At 63.7% G+C, this 16,561-nt stretch carries 16 protein-coding genes; 3 read left to right on the top strand and 13 right to left on the bottom strand.

Annotation, left to right across the window (positions count from 1 at the left end):
• The first annotated feature begins 58 nt into the window (after positions 1-58).
• Together GO615_RS12100 and GO615_RS12095 are read left to right on the top strand one after the other, a co-directional pair.
• Positions 59-934 (top strand): hypothetical protein, encoded by an 876-nt coding sequence (locus GO615_RS12100; RefSeq protein WP_169128310.1) that lies wholly within the window; start codon positions 59-61, stop codon positions 932-934.
• A 54-nt stretch (positions 935-988) separates the two neighbouring features.
• The gene (locus GO615_RS12095) at positions 989-1,918 is read left to right on the top strand and encodes a LysR family transcriptional regulator (protein ID WP_169128308.1); all 930 of its coding nucleotides are present in this window, start codon (positions 989-991) and stop codon (positions 1,916-1,918) included.
• 31 nt (positions 1,919-1,949) lie between these two features.
• On the opposite strand, the gene GO615_RS12090 is transcribed toward GO615_RS12095, so the two are convergent.
• The 11 genes from GO615_RS12090 to GO615_RS12040 form a co-directional block, all read right to left on the bottom strand.
• Positions 1,950-2,285, bottom strand: a complete 336-nt coding sequence (locus tag GO615_RS12090) for a cupin domain-containing protein (RefSeq protein ID WP_169128306.1) — start codon at positions 2,283-2,285, stop codon at positions 1,950-1,952.
• 107 nt (positions 2,286-2,392) lie between these two features.
• On the bottom strand, positions 2,393-3,712 hold the full coding sequence (locus GO615_RS12085) for a ferredoxin reductase family protein (RefSeq protein WP_169128304.1): 1,320 nt from the start codon (positions 3,710-3,712) through the stop codon (positions 2,393-2,395).
• 68 nt (positions 3,713-3,780) lie between these two features.
• Entirely contained in the window at positions 3,781-4,293 is a 513-nt protein-coding gene (locus GO615_RS12080) for a PepSY domain-containing protein (RefSeq protein ID WP_169128302.1), read from the bottom strand.
• A 135-nt stretch (positions 4,294-4,428) separates the two neighbouring features.
• Entirely contained in the window at positions 4,429-4,878 is a 450-nt protein-coding gene (gene mnhG / locus GO615_RS12075) for a monovalent cation/H(+) antiporter subunit G (RefSeq protein ID WP_246262248.1), read from the bottom strand.
• Positions 4,875-5,159 (bottom strand): K+/H+ antiporter subunit F, encoded by a 285-nt coding sequence (locus GO615_RS12070; protein WP_169128301.1) that lies wholly within the window; start codon positions 5,157-5,159, stop codon positions 4,875-4,877. Before GO615_RS12070 ends, mnhG begins: the two co-directional genes overlap by 4 nt.
• Positions 5,156-5,680: a Na+/H+ antiporter subunit E gene (locus GO615_RS12065; protein WP_169128299.1), complete on the bottom strand. Its 525-nt coding sequence runs from the start codon at positions 5,678-5,680 to the stop codon at positions 5,156-5,158. Before GO615_RS12065 ends, GO615_RS12070 begins: the two co-directional genes overlap by 4 nt.
• On the bottom strand, positions 5,677-7,311 hold the full coding sequence (locus GO615_RS12060) for a monovalent cation/H+ antiporter subunit D (protein ID WP_169128297.1): 1,635 nt from the start codon (positions 7,309-7,311) through the stop codon (positions 5,677-5,679). Before GO615_RS12060 ends, GO615_RS12065 begins: the two co-directional genes overlap by 4 nt.
• Positions 7,308-7,649, bottom strand: a complete 342-nt coding sequence (locus tag GO615_RS12055) for a Na+/H+ antiporter subunit C (protein WP_169128295.1) — start codon at positions 7,647-7,649, stop codon at positions 7,308-7,310. The genes GO615_RS12060 and GO615_RS12055 overlap by 4 nt, the downstream gene beginning before the upstream one ends.
• On the bottom strand, positions 7,649-10,552 hold the full coding sequence (locus GO615_RS12050) for a monovalent cation/H+ antiporter subunit A (protein WP_169128293.1): 2,904 nt from the start codon (positions 10,550-10,552) through the stop codon (positions 7,649-7,651). The genes GO615_RS12055 and GO615_RS12050 overlap by 1 nt, the downstream gene beginning before the upstream one ends.
• 96 nt (positions 10,553-10,648) lie before the next feature.
• Positions 10,649-11,545 carry a universal stress protein gene (locus GO615_RS12045; RefSeq protein ID WP_169128291.1) on the bottom strand — a complete coding sequence of 299 codons (897 nt, stop codon included), beginning with the start codon at positions 11,543-11,545 and terminating at the stop codon, positions 10,649-10,651.
• A gap of 24 nt (positions 11,546-11,569) precedes the next feature.
• Positions 11,570-14,296, bottom strand: coding sequence for a cation-transporting P-type ATPase (locus tag GO615_RS12040; RefSeq protein WP_169128289.1), 2,727 nt, complete (start codon positions 14,294-14,296; stop codon positions 11,570-11,572).
• Between the two features lie 189 nt (positions 14,297-14,485).
• On the opposite strand from GO615_RS12040, the gene GO615_RS12035 reads away from it, so the two are divergent.
• A complete protein-coding gene (locus GO615_RS12035; RefSeq protein ID WP_169128287.1) occupies positions 14,486-15,370 on the top strand; it encodes a universal stress protein in 885 nt (294 codons plus the stop codon).
• Between the two features lie 60 nt (positions 15,371-15,430).
• Here GO615_RS12035 and rnk read toward each other — a convergent pair whose 3' ends face one another.
• Positions 15,431-15,826, bottom strand: a complete 396-nt coding sequence (gene rnk / locus GO615_RS12030) for a nucleoside diphosphate kinase regulator (protein ID WP_169128285.1) — start codon at positions 15,824-15,826, stop codon at positions 15,431-15,433.
• A 368-nt stretch (positions 15,827-16,194) separates the two neighbouring features.
• Positions 16,195-16,561 (bottom strand): hypothetical protein (locus GO615_RS28625; RefSeq protein ID WP_211167067.1); only part of this gene is annotated, 367 nt, incomplete at its 5' end.

The raw sequence follows: 16,561 nt of genomic DNA, 5'->3' as shown, positions 1-16,561 counted from the left end.
TATCTCTTCCACAATCGAAAACTCAGCGGGCGCACCCGATGTCGCCCGGATTTGAAACATGGACCTGACCCGAGATTTCCTTCGCGCAAAAAGCCCCTGTGCAGACGGTTTCCGCTGGTTTCTTCGCCATTTCGGAGAAGGCGGTAATTACCAGGAACTACTCGACCAGCTGGTCGCCGATGGTCGTGCTGGCGATGCTTGCTGGCTGATGGACCAGTTCGGCCCGACAAATAAGGTGCTGGTTGTCGACAGCATTGATGCCGACGCCCTTGTCTACGCAGGCACGGTCGAGGTGCGTGGCAATATTGACGTAGAAGCCGTATTGCGAGTTGGGGGCTCGATCAGGACAGGAGGGGGAATTCGCGTTGGGAGGGAAATGAATGTCGGGGGCGATATTCGAATCGAGGGACATCTTCGCTCCGGTGGTGGAGTGAACGTGGGAGGCGACGTGCAGGTGGGCTGGGGCGTGGATGCGACCGGGAAACTGGCATGTGGCGGAAATCTGCATGTGGGCCGGGACTTGGTTTGCAGCGATGGCGTTACTTTCGGGGGCAATGCCTTCGCTGGCGAGAACCTTGCGGTTCATGGGGCAATCTCCTGTGCGAAAACCCTTCGCGCCGGATATGACATTTCCGTAGATGAAGATGTCCGTGCGACTCATGGTATCGAAGCGGGCGGCGCCATTCGATGCGGGAGACACCTCGAAGCCGGCTGGGGGATCCGTGCGGGGGACGGAATCCTTGCGGATGGCTCGATCCGGGCAGGAGAAAGCATTCTTGCCGGCGATGAAATCCGCGCCGGCAAGGGGCACGGAATATTCGCCGGTCTATCTGTTCCCATCGACGCCTGGGAAACCTGCGCCAAGGTGAAGGCGCGAAGGCAGCCCGCAAGTCTGATGAGCGGCTGGTGGGAGGGACTGGCGATATCGCTCTGAGCGATGCGCTTCCTCCCCCGGACATGCCTGTTTCTGCGGCGGTTACAATAGGGGATGCAAGATCTGAATCTGATGGTGACATATGCGCACGTGGTGGACAGCGGCAGCTTCTCCGAGGCTGCCCGTCGCCTTGGCACGTCGCGTTCGGCAGTGAGCAAGGCCGTGGCGAAGCTGGAACACTCGCTCGGCGTGCGCTTGCTTCAGCGCAGCACCCGGCACCTGAGCGTCACCGAGGTCGGTGCTGCCTTTGCCGAGCACTGCAACCGCATCGTCCACGAGATCCAGCAGGCTGAACAGCTTGCGGGCAGTCTGCATGCGCAGCCCCGCGGCACTCTGCGTGTCGCGGCCTCGGTAGCCTTCGGCACACTTCACGTTGCGCCCGCCCTCGCCGACTTCCTCGGCCGTTATCCGGATCTGGATGTCGACATGACGATCTCCGATCGCAGCATTGACCTCGCGGAGGAAGGTTACGACATTGTAGTACGTGTGGCGAACGAGCTGCCTCCGACTCTCGTCGCACGTCAACTCGCTCCGGTGCGACGAAAGTTGTGCGCGACGCCGGACTACTTCGCGCGGCACGGTCTGCCGCAAATTCCGCAGGATTTGTCCCGCCACAACTGTCTCGATTACACCCACTCGGGCGAACAGGGTCTATGGCGCTTCATTGGCCCCAAAGGCGAAATTGCCGTGCCGGTAGCCGGTCGCCTCCGCATCAATGACGACGAAGCCCTGTCCCAGGCAGTACTCGGCGGGCTCGGACTTGCATTGCTTCCGACATTCATAATCGGCAGCGACTTGCGGTCCGGCCGGCTATGCGCTGCACTGTCGGAGTACATCCCGGTCGAGCGCCACGTCTACGCCCTTTATTTGCCGACCAGACACTTGCCGGTCAAAGTCCGTGCCTTCATAGACTTTCTGCTCGAGCGTTTCGGTCCCGAGCCCTATTGGGATGCGGAACGCCTCCCCGCCACAGGCGCCCGATGAATACCTGAGTTGTCAGGTACGGGGCGGGAAATTATTTCGATTCGTCCTTTATCATTATTAAGAGCATCTTGAACCCGTCGATTGGATGGACTGCGTGAGGCACGCCGGCCGGCATGAGCAGGGCATCGCCCTCACCCACAGTATGGATGACTCCGGCGATCGGAATTTGCGCACTGCCTTCAATGCCGATAACCAACGCATCGAACGGTGCCGTATGTTCACTTAGGCCTTCATTGCCGTCGAAGGCAAACAAGGTGACATTGCCCCCTGAGTTCCTGACAAGCATTCGGCTAACGACTGCCTTTTCCTGAAATTGCAGGAGAGTCTTAAGCTTTTGCACTTCAGTTCCAATCTTATTGTTGCTCATCGGGCACCCTTGAAATGTATGTATGAGACGACAAGGTAACAATGGGGAGGCTGGGCCGCGTATCCCTATTTATGAGCGTGACTGCAAAGGATCTGCCCACTTTCCATTTATCGCATCTCGAACGCCTCCCGGCGAAATTTCAGACGCCTGCCCCAGCTTGCGGCAAGCCCGGCCTCCAGTTGGTCACCAAACTGCCTCGGCCCGCAGAACCATACTTCGGTGCGCTGTGCTGGCTGATGTGACGCGGCCAACTGGTCCGACGAGAGGGTTCCGCCGGCCGATGCGTCGTGGATATGGAGCTTAACGGTCGTGAGTCTTGCGCACGTTCTCTGCAAACGTTCGACGAAGGGATCGCCCGAAGCCGTGCGCGTGCTGTAGTGGAGTTCCACCTGCGGTGCCGATTCGGTATTGCCGCGTAAGGCGTCCAGCCACGACAGGAAGGGCGTAATGCCGATACCGCCGGCGACCCAGATCTGCCGCGCCTTGCGATCATGGCGCTCGAGCAGGAAGCGTCCGTATGGCCCCTCCACGGTGACCGGTTGACCGACCGCGATGCGTGTCGCCAAGCGACGCGTGTAGTCGCCCAGCGCCTTGATCTCGAACGTGACAGTTTGGTCGCCGCGGTCGGCGCTGGCGATGGTGAAGGGATGCGCGCCCTCCATGCGATCGAAACCGACGAAGGCGAACTGGCCCGCGCGATGGCCCTTCCATCCGGTGTCGAGGCGACAGGTCACCTCGGTGATGTCGGGAGCCGGGGACGAGACGGACGCAACCACGCCTGTTGCGCGCTTATCCCGGCCGATACGTCCCGTGAGCGAAAAAATCGATGCCGCGGTGCCGATCGCGAGCAGGACAGCCATCAGGCCTCCGATCGCCTTGCCCCAATATTCCGGAGGTGCGAGCACGGCCGCGTGGAACGCGAGCATGAGATACAGCACCGGCATCGCGCGATGAAGATGGCGCCAGAATTTGTACGGGAAACGCTTCAAAAGGCTCAGGGCGATCATTCCCAGCACGAAGTAAATTGCGAATTCGCCCAACTCTTCGCCGGCGTCGCGCAGGTTGTCGAGTAATGCGCCAAAGTGCGCTTCGGGGACCTGACCGGCCTCGCCAAAGACGGATTCGAGCACGTCGTCGGACATCTCGATCAGCCAGTGCAGCGCCGCGAAAACTGTGGCGAGAATGCCGGCCCACTTGTGCAGGCGAAAAATGCGGTCCATCCCGCCGAGCGGGCGCTCGAGGATCGCCGGTCGCGTGGCCAGTGCCATTGCCAGCGACATCATGCCTATCCCCAGCACGCCGCTGAGATAGAGCGCCTGTTCGCGGATCAGCCACGGTAGCGACGCGCTGCCGCTGCCGTCGACACTCGCGGCGAAGCCCCACGCGAGCGTGAGAAGGGCGATGAATGAGGAGAGGATGAAGACCATTGGAAACCCTCTACAGGCAGAATGACGGCTGGGGCGCCGAACTGCGCGGCGCCCCTCGGTGCAGAAGCTCAGTTATTGCGCTTGACCTCGGTCTTGAGGACTTCGCCCGAGAAGGGTGCAATGTCGAGTTCCACCAAGCGTCCGTCCGGATCGGTGGCCGTCACCTCGAACTTGTCGCCGTCACGCTCGATTTCCTTGATATCGCGATACCCCATCGCTTCCACCTTGACCTGCGCCTGGTGCAGCGTCAGCCAGGTGGCCTCCGCTGTGGTGGCAGCCTTGTTCTTGTCACGCTTCACCTCGGTCTTGAGGATGGCGCCGGTAAAGGGATCGACGTCGATCTTCACGAAGCGACCATCCCGATCGGTCGCCTTGATCTCGTACTTGTCGTTCTCGCGCTCCAGTTTCGCGAGATCACGGTAGCCGGAGGCTTCAAGCTTGAGTTGGACTTCGTGTGGTGTCAGCCACTGAGCCTGGCCAGCGCCCGTCCCATTGCTGGCGGCGAGTACAGGCACGATGACCCCGCCTGCAAGCAGGCCGGCGCCGAGGGTGAGGGTAACGATGAGGGTCTTGGTGCGCATGGTGGCTTCTCCTGTTCCTTGGGGCTGCGGCCTTTCTGGTGACCGTGGTGCCATCCTGAACGGAGCGAACTGAATGCGCGCTGAATGCCCCCTCTGCGCCGGCAATGGAAATTCAACGCCAACCAACCACGGCGCTCATGAACGGGGGGAGGTTCGGCCCTCATGCGCGTTGACAGGATCGCCAGCGAAGCTTCGCTCGGGCTGCAGCGCTCCGCGCTCGACAAGCTCCTGTTCAGGATTCGGTACGGAGCGCGCTGACACGACTCTGCTATCGTACTGGTTACGGTATAGCGCAGCGCGCATGATCAGCATCGAGACGACTGGCGCGGTCATCAGCACGAATGCGGCGATCAGGATCTCATGGATCACCAGCCGGGATTGGGTCACGGTGAAATACACCATGGACGCGATCAGGATGCAGCCGGTGCCCAGGGTGATCGTGATCGCAGGTCCGTGTATGCGCTGATAGAAGGTCTTGAGGCGCAGCAGGCCGACGGTGCCGATGAGCGTGATCAACCCGCCGAGCACCAGCAGGAAGGAAGCCGTCAGCGCAGCCCACCAGGGCATTGCGTCGAGTGCAGTCATTCGATCACCTCGCCGCGCATCATGAACTTGGCCAGTGCGATCGTCGAGACAAAGCCGAGCACGGCGATGATCAGGGCGGCCTCGAAGTAGATCTGGCTGCCGAAGCGGATCCCGAGCATCAGCGCGAGCAGCATCGTGCACATCCACAGCGTGTCGAGCGCGAGCACGCGATCGTGTGCCGACGGTCCGATGAGCAGGCGCACCGTGCACAGCATCATGGCCAGTATGACGCAGACAAGCGCAAAACCGATCGCCAGGGACAACAGGGTGCCAACGGTCACGATTGTCCTCCTTGTCCGGGGGGCGCCGGCGCTTCAAAGACTTCGATGATGGGCTGCTCGTAACGCGTCTTGATCGTTTCCACCCACCAGCGCTCGTCATGCAGGTCGAAGACGTGGAGCAGCAGTTCATGACGTTCCGGCAGCAGATCGACCCACACCGTGCCCGGAGTCGTGTTGATCAGGCAGGACAGCAGCGCCAGGCCGTGCGGGCTGCGCAAGTCGAGCGGTATCCGGATGAATTGCGAATTCACGCCTTCGGATCGGCGGAAGAGGATGATCTGGCTGACATTGAAGCTCGAGCGCACGATCTCGACGGTCGCCATTCCCAGCAGGCGGACCAGGGCCGGCAGCCGCGCGATGTACCCGTACCCGTGCGGCTGCAAGGGGCGCGCGAGAAGCGGGCCGACGATGGCCAGCACTCCGCCCAGCAGCCAGTGCGCGGGTTCGAGGCTCTGGTTCAGCACCAGCCACATCAGTAGCAGTGCGACGGACAACTTCGGGGACGGAAGCCAGCGTTTCATCGCGTCCCCTCCCCCGCCGGCGTGCGGAGGACCGGGGGCTGGCCCAGCACGCGTTCGTGGTAATCGCCGACACGCTTCAGGCCGTCCACGGTCCGGTTCAGGTAGTCGAATGCCGTGCCGGCATGGGTCGTCAGCAGCACGCACAGCAGGACCAGGGCGGTCACCGGTGCCGCTTCCGACGCGAGCAGGGTAGGCGGGGTCACGGCCCCCGAGGCCCAGAACGTCCGCACCCCCAGCCGCATCAGCGCAATGATCGCGGCAAGGCCTGCCAGCACGACCAGCGCGATCAGCAGCCAGGTCGCGGGCGTCACGCCGCCTTGTTCCGGCGGAGATGCAGCGAGCAAGGCGTGAAACAGGCTGAATTTGGCAACGAAGCCCGAAAGCGGCGGCATTCCGGCGATGACCAGCGCACAGGCGACGAAACTCAGGCCGAGGAACGCAAGCGTGCCGGGAATCACGACTCCCACCGGATCCACCGGCTTGTCATCGATCGCAAACGCCTCCATCGTCACGGCCAGCAGCGATGCGCCAGGCGGACGTATGCGTTCGGTGAGTTCGAGCAGGAGCATGAAGGCGGACGTCGCCAGCGTCGCACCCACCAGGTAATACAGCCCTGCAGCGAGCACGGCGCCGCCGGACTGCCCGATCACGGCCAGCAGCGTGCCGGACGAGACGATCGCGCCGTAGCCGGCCATGCGCGCGCCGTCCTGGCTGGCGAGCATGCCGATGGTGCCGAACACGAGCGTGGCCATGCCGCCGACGGTCAGCGCCTGAAGACCGAAACCGGCGAGCGCCCCGGCCGAATCGCCGAACACGGCAAGCCAGACACGCAGCACCGCATACACGCCGACCTTCGTCATCACGACCAAGATCGCGGCGACCGGCGGGCACGCCGATGCGTAGGTGCCGGGCAGCCAGAATCCGAGCGGCCACATCGCCCCCTTGGTCAGGAAGGCGAGCGCCAGCACGCTCGCACCGACGCCCAGCAGGTAGGAATCCTCCGGCCTCAGCGCGGGCACCCGGGCGGCCAGGTCGGGGATGTTGAGCGTGCCCGTCGCGGCGTAGATCAGCGCGACGCCGATCAGGAACATGAAGGAGGCGACCAGATTGACGGCGATGTACTGCATGCCGGCCCGGATGCGGTTCAGGTTGTAGCCGTGCAGCACCAGGCCGTAGGAGGCCGCCAGCATCACCTCGAAGAACACGAACAGGTTGAACAGATCGTTGGTCAGGAAGGCGCCGTTGAGGCCCATCAGCAGTAAGAGGAACAGGGAATGGAAATGCACGCCGACCCGGCCCCAGCGCTGCGCGGAAAAGACCAGCACCGCCAGGGCGACGGTCGCCGTCAGCAACAGCATCAGCGCAGCCAGTCGGTCGACCATCAGCGCGATGCCGAAGGGCGCGGCCCAGTTGGCGGCCAGATAGACGCCGATTCCCTTCGGCCAGTGCTCGCCATCGACCAGCACCAGCAGCGCCGCCGCCATCACCCACAGCAGCACGCTGACCACCGCGGCGCAACCGAACTTGAGGCGATGATGCTTCTGGTTGACCGGGATCAGCAGCGCTCCCGCGATCAGGGGGAGCAGGACCGGCAGCACGATCAGGTGCTCCCACCACGGCAGCGTGCTCATTCGCGCGGCTCCTCGCCATCGACGTGGTCACTGCCGGTCAGGCCGCGCGCACCGATCATCATCACCAGATACAGCGCGGTGGTCGCAAAGCCGATCACGATTGCCGTCAGCACCAGCCCTTGCGGCAGCGGGTCGGCAAACTGCGCGGGATCGACCGTCGTGTGCGGCGTGATCGGTGGCCGATCCACCCACAGGCGCCCCATCCCGAAAATGAACAGATTGACCCCGTAGGACATCAGCAACAGACCGGTGATGAGCTGGAACGTCCGCGGTCGCAGGATCAGCCAGATGCCGGAACCGAAGGTCACGCCCACTGCGATGGCGAATACGATCTCCATCAGACATTCCTCCCGTCCGTGAGCCCGGCGTCGGACCCGCCGTCGCCCGGCAGACGGCGTGCGCGCAAGGACTGGTGAGCCAGCGCCACCAGCATCAGCATCGTCGTGCCGACCACGACCGCGAACACGCCCAGGTCGAATACGAAGGCGGTTGGCAGGTGCAGTTCGCCCAGCAAGGGCCAATCGACATGCGCCGTATACGTCGTGAGGAAGGGGTGACCGAAGGCCCATGCGCCCAGGCCGGTCGAACACGCGAGCAGAAGCCCGAACGCCAGCCAGCGGTGCGGCCGTAGTTGAATATGGTTTTCCACCCACACCGTGCCGGCTAGCATGTATTGCACCAGAATCGCCACGGCGAAGATCAGGCCCGCGACGAAGCCGCCACCGGGCAGGTTGTGCCCGCGCATGAAGAAGTACGCCGCAATCACGCCGATGAAGGGCAGCAGCATGCGCAGGTAGATCCCGGCCACCAGCAGGTAACCGCCGCTGGCCTGCTCCGCCGGCGTCTGCCGGCTCGCGGGGTCGGCCGCGTTCTTCTGCTGCGCAGGAACGCTGGCGCTGTCCGCGGCGGGACGGAAGCGTCGCAGCAGGGCGTAGACCGTGAGCGCCACGATCGAGAGCACCGTGACTTCGCCCAGCGTGTCGAAGCTGCGGAAATCGACGAGCAGTACGTTCACGACGTTGCTCCCGCCGCCTTCGCTCAATGCGCGCAGCAGGAAGAAGTCCGCGATCGTCTCCGGGGCCGGGTGCACGAGGACCGCATAGGTCAGCAGCGCCATGCCGAGGCCGCCGGCAACCGCAACAAGCATGTCGCGCGAGCGGCGCATCCATACGCTGCGCGGGATTGTGAGGTGGAGCTCCTTTGGCTCGATGCGCGGCGGCAGCCAGCGCAGGCCGAGCAGGATCAGCACGGTGGTGACCGTTTCCACCATCAGCTGCGTCAGCGCCAGGTCGGGCGCCGACAGCCACAAGAAGGTCGCTGCCGTCACAATTCCCGTTCCGCCGACGAGGATGAGGGCCGCGAGCCGGTGATATTTCGCCATCCAGGCCCCTGCGACCGCGCAGGCGCAGCCGATGACCCAGATGGCGGCGAACAGTGGGTCGGGTTCATGCAGCGGAATTTCCGTCCACGCCCTCGGCATGCCGACGAGCAGCGGGGGAACTGCCAGCATCGCCAGCATCATCATCAGTAGTTGTGGCTGCAGGCGCGCGGTGCCGATGCGTTGCAGCAGCCACTGTGCCGAGCGCGTCAGGACCATCATCGAGGTCTCGTAAGCCTGCGCGCCGCTGAAGCGGTAGATCACCGGAACCTGCTCACGCTCCCGCAGATTGAAGTAGCGGCGCAGCACGACGTAGAGCATCACGCCACCGCTGAAGGCGATCGCACTCAGCAGCAGGGGCAGGTTGAAGCCGTGCCAGGGCGTGAGGTCGTATTCCGGCGTGTTCGGCCCTAATGTTGCGGTTACGGCGAGGTGCAGGATGGGCCCGATGCTCACGCCCGGCACGATGCCGACGATCAGGCACAGGACCACCAGCAACTCCACGGGAAAGCGCATCCAGCGCGGCGGCTCGTGGGGTTCGCGCGGGAAATCCGTCGCGCGTGTGCCGAAGAAGATCGAGATGAAGCGCAGCGAATACGCCACGCTGAACATCCCCATCGCGACGGCTGCGACGGACATCCACCAGTGCTCGTCGCCGCCCACCAGCGCAGTTTCTGCGAAGAACATCTCCTTGGACAGGAAGCCGTTCAGCAGGGGCACGCCAGCCATGGCGGCGCTGGAGACGATGGCCAGGACCGCGGTGACCGGCAGCTGGTGACGCAGTCCGCGCAGGACGCGCAGGTCACGGGTCCCGGTTTCGTGGTCGATGATGCCGGTGGTCATGAACAGCGAAGCCTTGAAGGTCGCGTGGTTGAGGATGTGGAAGATTGCCGCGACGATGGCCAGGGGCGTGCCGATGCCGATCAGCACCGTGATGAGGCCGAGGTGGCTGATCGTCGAGTAGGCGAGCAGGCCCTTGAGGTCGTGCTGGAAGATCGCGATGAAGGCGCCGATCAGCAGCGTGCACACGCCGGCGCCGCCGATGATCCAGTTCCATTCGGCCGTGCCCGCCAGTGCCGGCCACAGCCGCACCAGCAGGAACACGCCCGCCTTCACCATCGTGGCTGAATGCAGATAGGACGATACGGGTGTCGGCGCGGCCATCGCGTGCGGCAGCCAGAAATGAAAGGGGAACTGTGCGCTCTTGGTCAGCGCGCCCAGTGCCACCAGCACCAACGCGACGCGGTACAGCTCGTGCGAACGGATGAGCGGCCCCGCCGCCAGCACCTCGTCCAGGTCGTAGCTGCCGACGATGTGGCCGAGCACGAGCACTCCGGCGAGCAGGCACAATCCGCCGGTCGCCGTAACGGTGAACGCCATCCGCGCGCCCCGTCTGGCGTCGCTCCTGTGATGCCAGTACGCGATCAGCAGGAACGAGGTCAGGCTGGTGAGTTCCCAGAACACGACCAGTTGCACCAGATTGCCGGACAGCACCACTCCCAGCATTGAACCCATGAAGGCCAGCAGGAACGAGAAGAAGCGCGGCACGGGGTCTTTCGGCGACATGTAGTAGCGCGCATACAGCACCACCAGGAGGCCGATGAGGAGAATCAGCAGGGTGAATACCCAGGCTAGGCCATCCATGCGAAGCACGAGCTGAAGACCGTGCGAGGGCAGCCAGGCGATCTCTTCGCGCAGCGCCTTTCCGGCAGCAACCTCAGGGTAGAGCAGGCCCGTGACGAGCAGCCCGGTGGCCGCGATGGCGAGCGCCAGCCATGCCTCTCGGTTGCGGGCATTTTCCGGCATCAGCGCCGCCAACAGACTGCCGGCGAACGGAACAAGGATCAGTGAAGCAAGCAGCATCCGTTATGGCCAAGGTGTGGGGCGGGTCAGTCAGCGCAGGCTGACCGGCGGGCAATACAGGGCGGCCTCCCCCGATGGGTGCGGCGCCGGCTCAATCTACACGGTGAGGTTCCGCGATTGCACCAACAGCGTGTCGCAGGGCAGGTATTCGAGCAACTTCGCGGCGGTGCTGCCCAACAGGGCGCTCATGATGCCGCCGTGGGTATGACCGCCTATCACCACGAGATCAATATCGTTGTCGCGTGCGTAACGCGCCAGCTTGATCGAAATCGTGCCGTATTCGACGACGGAATGCATGATCGTGCCCTCGGGTAGCCGCGTTGCCCGGATGAACTCCGCGCACTCCGTGTGCGCGATCCGTGGGGCGGTTGCGCCGTTCGACGCAGTCGTGCCCCGCCCGGACATCGGCGGTGTGTAGGCGTGGTAAAGCGTCAGTTCGCGACCCGGGAAGAACGCCGCCGCAGTGAGCAAGGCATGGCGCGACATTTCGGAAAAGTCGGTTGCCACGACGATCCGTCGGTAGGGACCCTGTGCACGGCTGTGCACGACCAGCAGGGCTGGCTTCAGGGAGCGAGCGAGGCGCTCGTTGGTTGTTCCGAGCAGGACGCGTCCGAATGTCTCCTGACGAGCGACCCCGGTTACGACGAGGTCGGCGCCTTCCGCGGCGGCTGTCTCGCGGATCGCGGTCTCGGGTTCCCTCCCCTGCACGATCCGAACCCTTACCGGCATCTTCGTCCCGTACAGGTCGCGGCTGAGTTGCCGCTGGGCAACACTCATCAGTTGATCGTCAGTTGCCCCGCTGATCCAGGCGTACGTCTGATCTGCACATACCGACGGATCGAGGACATTCAAGGCAATGAGTTCCGCCTGCCACTCACGGGCGAGCTGGGCACTCCGGTCGAGCGCCCGGTCACAACGCGCGCCGAGATCGGTCGCCAGCAGAAGACGAGCGGGCGGACGGTCGGGGGGATGAATCGCGGTCTCATGCGTCACAGTCGTTTCTCCCTGGATTGATGCTCACGCGCGCGCAAGGCGTGCCGCGAGGCCGGTACTGCGGATGACGAGCTTCTCCAGCTCCGCCACGGCAAACACCAGCAGACCGGCCGCAACGACCTTAGTCCACTCCTGCGGCGTGAGCGCTGTCGAATCGAAGATGCGATGCATGAACGGAGCATGGGTATAGGCGATCTGCAAGGGAATGCAGGCGGCGATCGCGAGCAGCACGTACATATTCCCGGCGAGGGCCTCCCGGTTCGTGATCGGCGCGAGGATATGGCGGCTGTTGATCAGGTAGAACATCTCGGCCACGACCACCGCATTGACGGCCATCGTACGCGCGGTCTCCAGGCTCGTACCGTCAGCCAGTTCCCACAGGAAAAGTCCCAGCGCACCGATCATCATCAGCACCGACACCATCAGCACCCGCCAGACGAAGAAGCCCGACAACAAGGCCTGGCCCGGCGGCCGCGGATGGCGCGTCATGACGTCGCCCTCGGCCGGCTCGAAGGCCAGCGCCAGCCCCAGCGTCGAGGAGGTGACCATGTTGATCCACAGCACCTGCGCCGGCGTCAGCGGCAGCGCCAGCTCGAACAGGATGGCCGCAATCACGACGAGCGCCTCGCCGCCATTGGTGGGCAGCATGAACAGGATGAATTTTTTCAGGTTGTCATAGACCGCACGGCCTTCGCGGACCGCCGTCGCGATCGTCGCGAAATTGTCGTCGGCGAGCACCATGTCGGACGCCTCCTTCGCCGCCTCGGTGCCCTTGCGGCCCATCGCCACGCCGACGTCGGCGCGCTTCAGCGCGGGGGCGTCGTTCACGCCATCACCGGTCATCGCGACCACCTGCCCGTCATCCTGCAAGGCTTGCACGAGGCGCAGCTTGTGCTCGGGGCTGGCCCGTGCGAACACATCGACCTCCATCGCCACCCGCCGCAATGCGGCGTCATCCATCACGGCGACCTCCGCCCCGGTGATGAACGGCTTGCCGACGCCGATCCCCAGTTGCGCGCCGATGGCGCGCGCCGTCTCGCCGTGGTCGCCGGTGATCATCTTGACGCGGATGCCGGCACGGTGGCACTCGCCCACCGCTGCAATGGCTTCCTCGCGCGGGGGGTCGATGATGCCTGCCAGCGCGAGCAGCATATAACCCTCCTCGACGTCGGCAAATGCCAGGCGATCGCCTGCCGGAGCGCTGCGCTTGCACGCCACGGCAATAAGCCGCAAGCCCTGTGCCGCCGTGTCGGTCGCCATCCTTCGCCAGTAATCGACGTCCAGTGGCCTCTCGCCGTCATGGTCGAGCTGCGACGCGCACATGTCGAGAATCCGCTCCGGCGCCCCCTTGACGAAGATCCACGCGTCGCCATCCAGGTCACGATGCCAGGTCGCCATGAAGCGGTGCTGCGACTCGAACGGAATCGAATCGATGCGCGGCCACGCGGTATCTCCGGCATGCTGTGTGAATCCCCCTTTAATTCCCGCGACAAGCAAGGCGCCTTCGGTCGGATCGCCTTCTACCCGCCACAGATCGTCTTCTTCACGCAGACGCGCGTCGTTGCACAACACGCCTACGCGGATCGCCAACGACAGCGCGGGGTAGCGCGCGACATCAATGGGCCGGCCGTCGATGCTGAAGTCCCCCACCGGCGCATAGCCGACGCCTCCCACATCGAACACGTGCCCCGCACAGACCAAGCGCTGCACGGTCATCTCATTGCGCGTCAGCGTGCCGGTCTTGTCGGAACAGATCACGGTCACCGAGCCTAGCGTCTCCACTGCTGGAAGGTGGCGGACGATGGCCTTGCGCCGCGCCATCCGCTGAACGCCGAGCGCGAGGGTTACCGTCATGATCGCCGGCAGGCCCTCCGGAATGGCCGAGGCCGCAAGCGCGACGACCATCATGAACATCTCGGCAGGAGCATGATCGCGCCACAGCGTACCGAGCACGAAAGTCGCTGCAGACGCGCCGAGGATGGCCAAGGCCAACACACGGCCGAAACGGTCGATCTGGCGCAGCAGGGGCGTGGACATCCGCTGGATATCGGCGAGCATCTGATTGATCCGCCCCAACTCCGTGGCGGCGCCGGTCGCGATGACAATGCCGGTGCCCTGGCCGTACACAACGAAGGTTCCCGAATAGGCCATGCAGTAGCGATCGCCGAGCGGAGCGTCGGCACGGACGGTTTCCGCCCCCTTGTCGATCGGCAGGGATTCGCCCGTCAGCGCGGCTTCCTCGATGCGCAGTTCCCTGACCGAAACGAGACGCAGGTCCGCAGGAATGCGATCACCTGAGGTCAAGGCCACCCAGTCGCCGGGCACGAGATCGGTCGCGTCGATTTCGTGACGATCGCCACCGCGTATCACCGTCGCATGCGGGGACAACATCGCGCGGATTGCGTCGAGCGCCGCTTCGGCCTTGCCTTCCTGGATGAACCCGATGATCACGTTGATCACCACCGCGGCGAGCAGCACTCCGGTATCGACCCAGTGACCGAGGGCAGCAGTAATGGCCGCCGCGCCGAGCATCACGTATAGCAATATATTGTGGAACTGCATGGCCAAGCGCAGCAGCGCGCCGCGTCGGGCCGGCGGGGCAAGCAGATTCAAGCCATAGCGCTCGAGTCGGCGCTGCACTTCATCGGCAGTCAGCCCTTCCGGCCCCGTTTGCAGGACCCGTTCGATCTCGCCCTGCGACAGTGCATGCCAGACCGGAGGGTGGGTATGATCCACGCGACGGTCGCCCATCAGTTCGTAGCCTCCAGGTATTCCCCCGCACTGGCTGCTTGCCGCTTACGGGCTCGAAAGGGGAGAACTTTTGTAGCAATATTATGCCAGAGCATGCATAGGCCTCCCAATCGTACGGGATAAGCATCCGACACGGGGCGATGCCACCGTACCAACGCGAACAGCATTGCGATCGAAAGGACGACCACCATGTTGAAACTGAACCACCTGCTTGCGGCGACCGATCTTTCTGCACCGGCTCGCCACGCCGTTGAGCGTGCCGCATTGGTGAGCCGGGAAACGGGGACTCCGCTGGACGTACTGCATGTGGCCGATCTTGCCCCGCTGGATCGGCTCCGCCACCTCATGGGCAACTCGGCAGACGATCTGAAACAACAGGTGCTCAAGAGCGCCCGGGAACGGCTGCATGAGCTCGTGGGCGCACTGCAAAACCACTATGGGATCACGGCGGATGCTCATATCGCGTTTGGCTCCTTGCTTGCGGAGTTGGGAAAGGCGGTCGATGCGTCGGCAGCGGACCTGATCGTTTGCGGCGCGCGGGGCGAGAGCTTCCTGCGGCACGTCCTGTTGGGTTCGACCGCGGAACGGATGCTCAGCCGCGCGACATGTCCGATGCTGGTCGTCAAGCAGGCCGCACATGAACCCTATCGATCGGTCCTGGTGCCGGTGGATTTCTCGGCCTCGTCCCTGCAGGCGATCTGCAATGCCAGGCTCATCGCGCCCCAGGCGCAAATCGTCCTGCTCCACGCATTCGACGTGCCGTTCGAGGGCCACTTGCGATACGCCGGCGTTGAGGATGAAGTCATCAGCGGCTATCGCCTGCAGGCCAAGCAGGAAGCGATTCAGAACCTGAACGACTTGAGCGAGCAAGCCGGATTGCCGCCCTATGAGGCGCGGCTCATCGTGCTGCAAGGCCACCCATCGACGCACATCATCGAGCAGGAGCAGGAAGCCGACTGCGACCTGATCGTGATGGGCAAACACGGCCAAAGCATGCTCGACGAATTTTTCGTCGGCAGCGTCACCAAGCACGTCCTGGCCGAATCCCAATGCGATGTAATGGTGTCAGTGTGATGCGCCTGTAGCGGCCAGCCGGACGACTCCCTGCGACGCGCATGTGGCGCGTCGCCTCGCTCAATGCTGACGTGTTGATCCGGCCGTGCCGGTGTTGCCGGACTGATCGACTGCGATGACGGTCAGGCGGCGCTCGGTGCCATCGGGAAAGTCCCAGTCGATCGCCTGACCGACGCTGAGGCCGATCAGGGCCGCACCGACGGGTGCCAGGACGGAAACCTTCCCCTGGCCGATGTCCGCCTCGTCCGGAAACACGATCTGCACCGCACGATCGAGGCCGGTTTTCTCGTCGCGATAGTGAACCCGTGCGTTCATCGTGACCACATCCGCCTGAATTGATTCCAAGGGGATCACAATTGCCCGCTCCAGCTCCGCGCGCAGGGTGGGTGGCGGCTGCATCGCCATCAGACGCACAAAATCGACCTCGCTAACGACAATGTTAGTTTCTTGCATCATTTTCCACGACTCCAGGGAACACAGCGGCGCCTTTCGCCGATGGTGACATCATGATAGGACTCGAGAGGGGGCTTGATTAGCCGTTTGACAAGCACAATATTGTTTCCAATGGGGAACCGTCAAAATCCATTTGTACGACGTCAACGATATGCTCGTGCTCGCCCACATCGTGAATGCGAAAAGCGTTTCCGAGACGGCAACACGCCGCGGAGTCTCGAAGTCGCAGGTGAGCAATCGGTCGGTCGCCTCGCGACCAGACAGGGCGTACGCCTGCTGCAGCGAAGCACCTGCTGGGCGCTGAGCCCGACCGAGGTCGGGGAAGCGTATATCGACCCACCTAGCTTTCAATCTTGGCGGGGCAGCAGTTTTCAGAGTGAAGTGGCCTCTCCAACGACGGCTATGTCAGAAGCCATGATTGGCAGCAATTGGCCGTTAGTGCCAGTTCGGTCGTGTTGTTCGAAAGGCGCCGTTGCTACGGCAGTTCCGACGAGGAGCAGCCGCCTCCCCTTCGGGAATGCGCTGTTCAGAGTGCCGATGTCGGTGTGGTGGGTGAAATTGTCGGCAGATTGCGCTCCGGCGCCGGCGCGCGTCGATCGAGCGCTAAAACCTGCATGACCGAAGGCCCGCTCAGCGATCGGAACGTTCTCCTCATCGGCGCTGGCCTGCGGCGCCGCCCGCACGACGCCCCCGCCGACAATCCCGCGGCTATCTATCGTCTGTCTCTTACACACATCT

The sequence above is a fragment of the Aromatoleum evansii genome, assembly GCF_012910805.1.
Lineage (GTDB): Bacteria > Pseudomonadota > Gammaproteobacteria > Burkholderiales > Rhodocyclaceae > Aromatoleum > Aromatoleum evansii.
The sequence above is the reverse complement of the archived record's forward strand: the minus strand, read 5'-3'. Positions and strand labels throughout refer to the sequence as shown.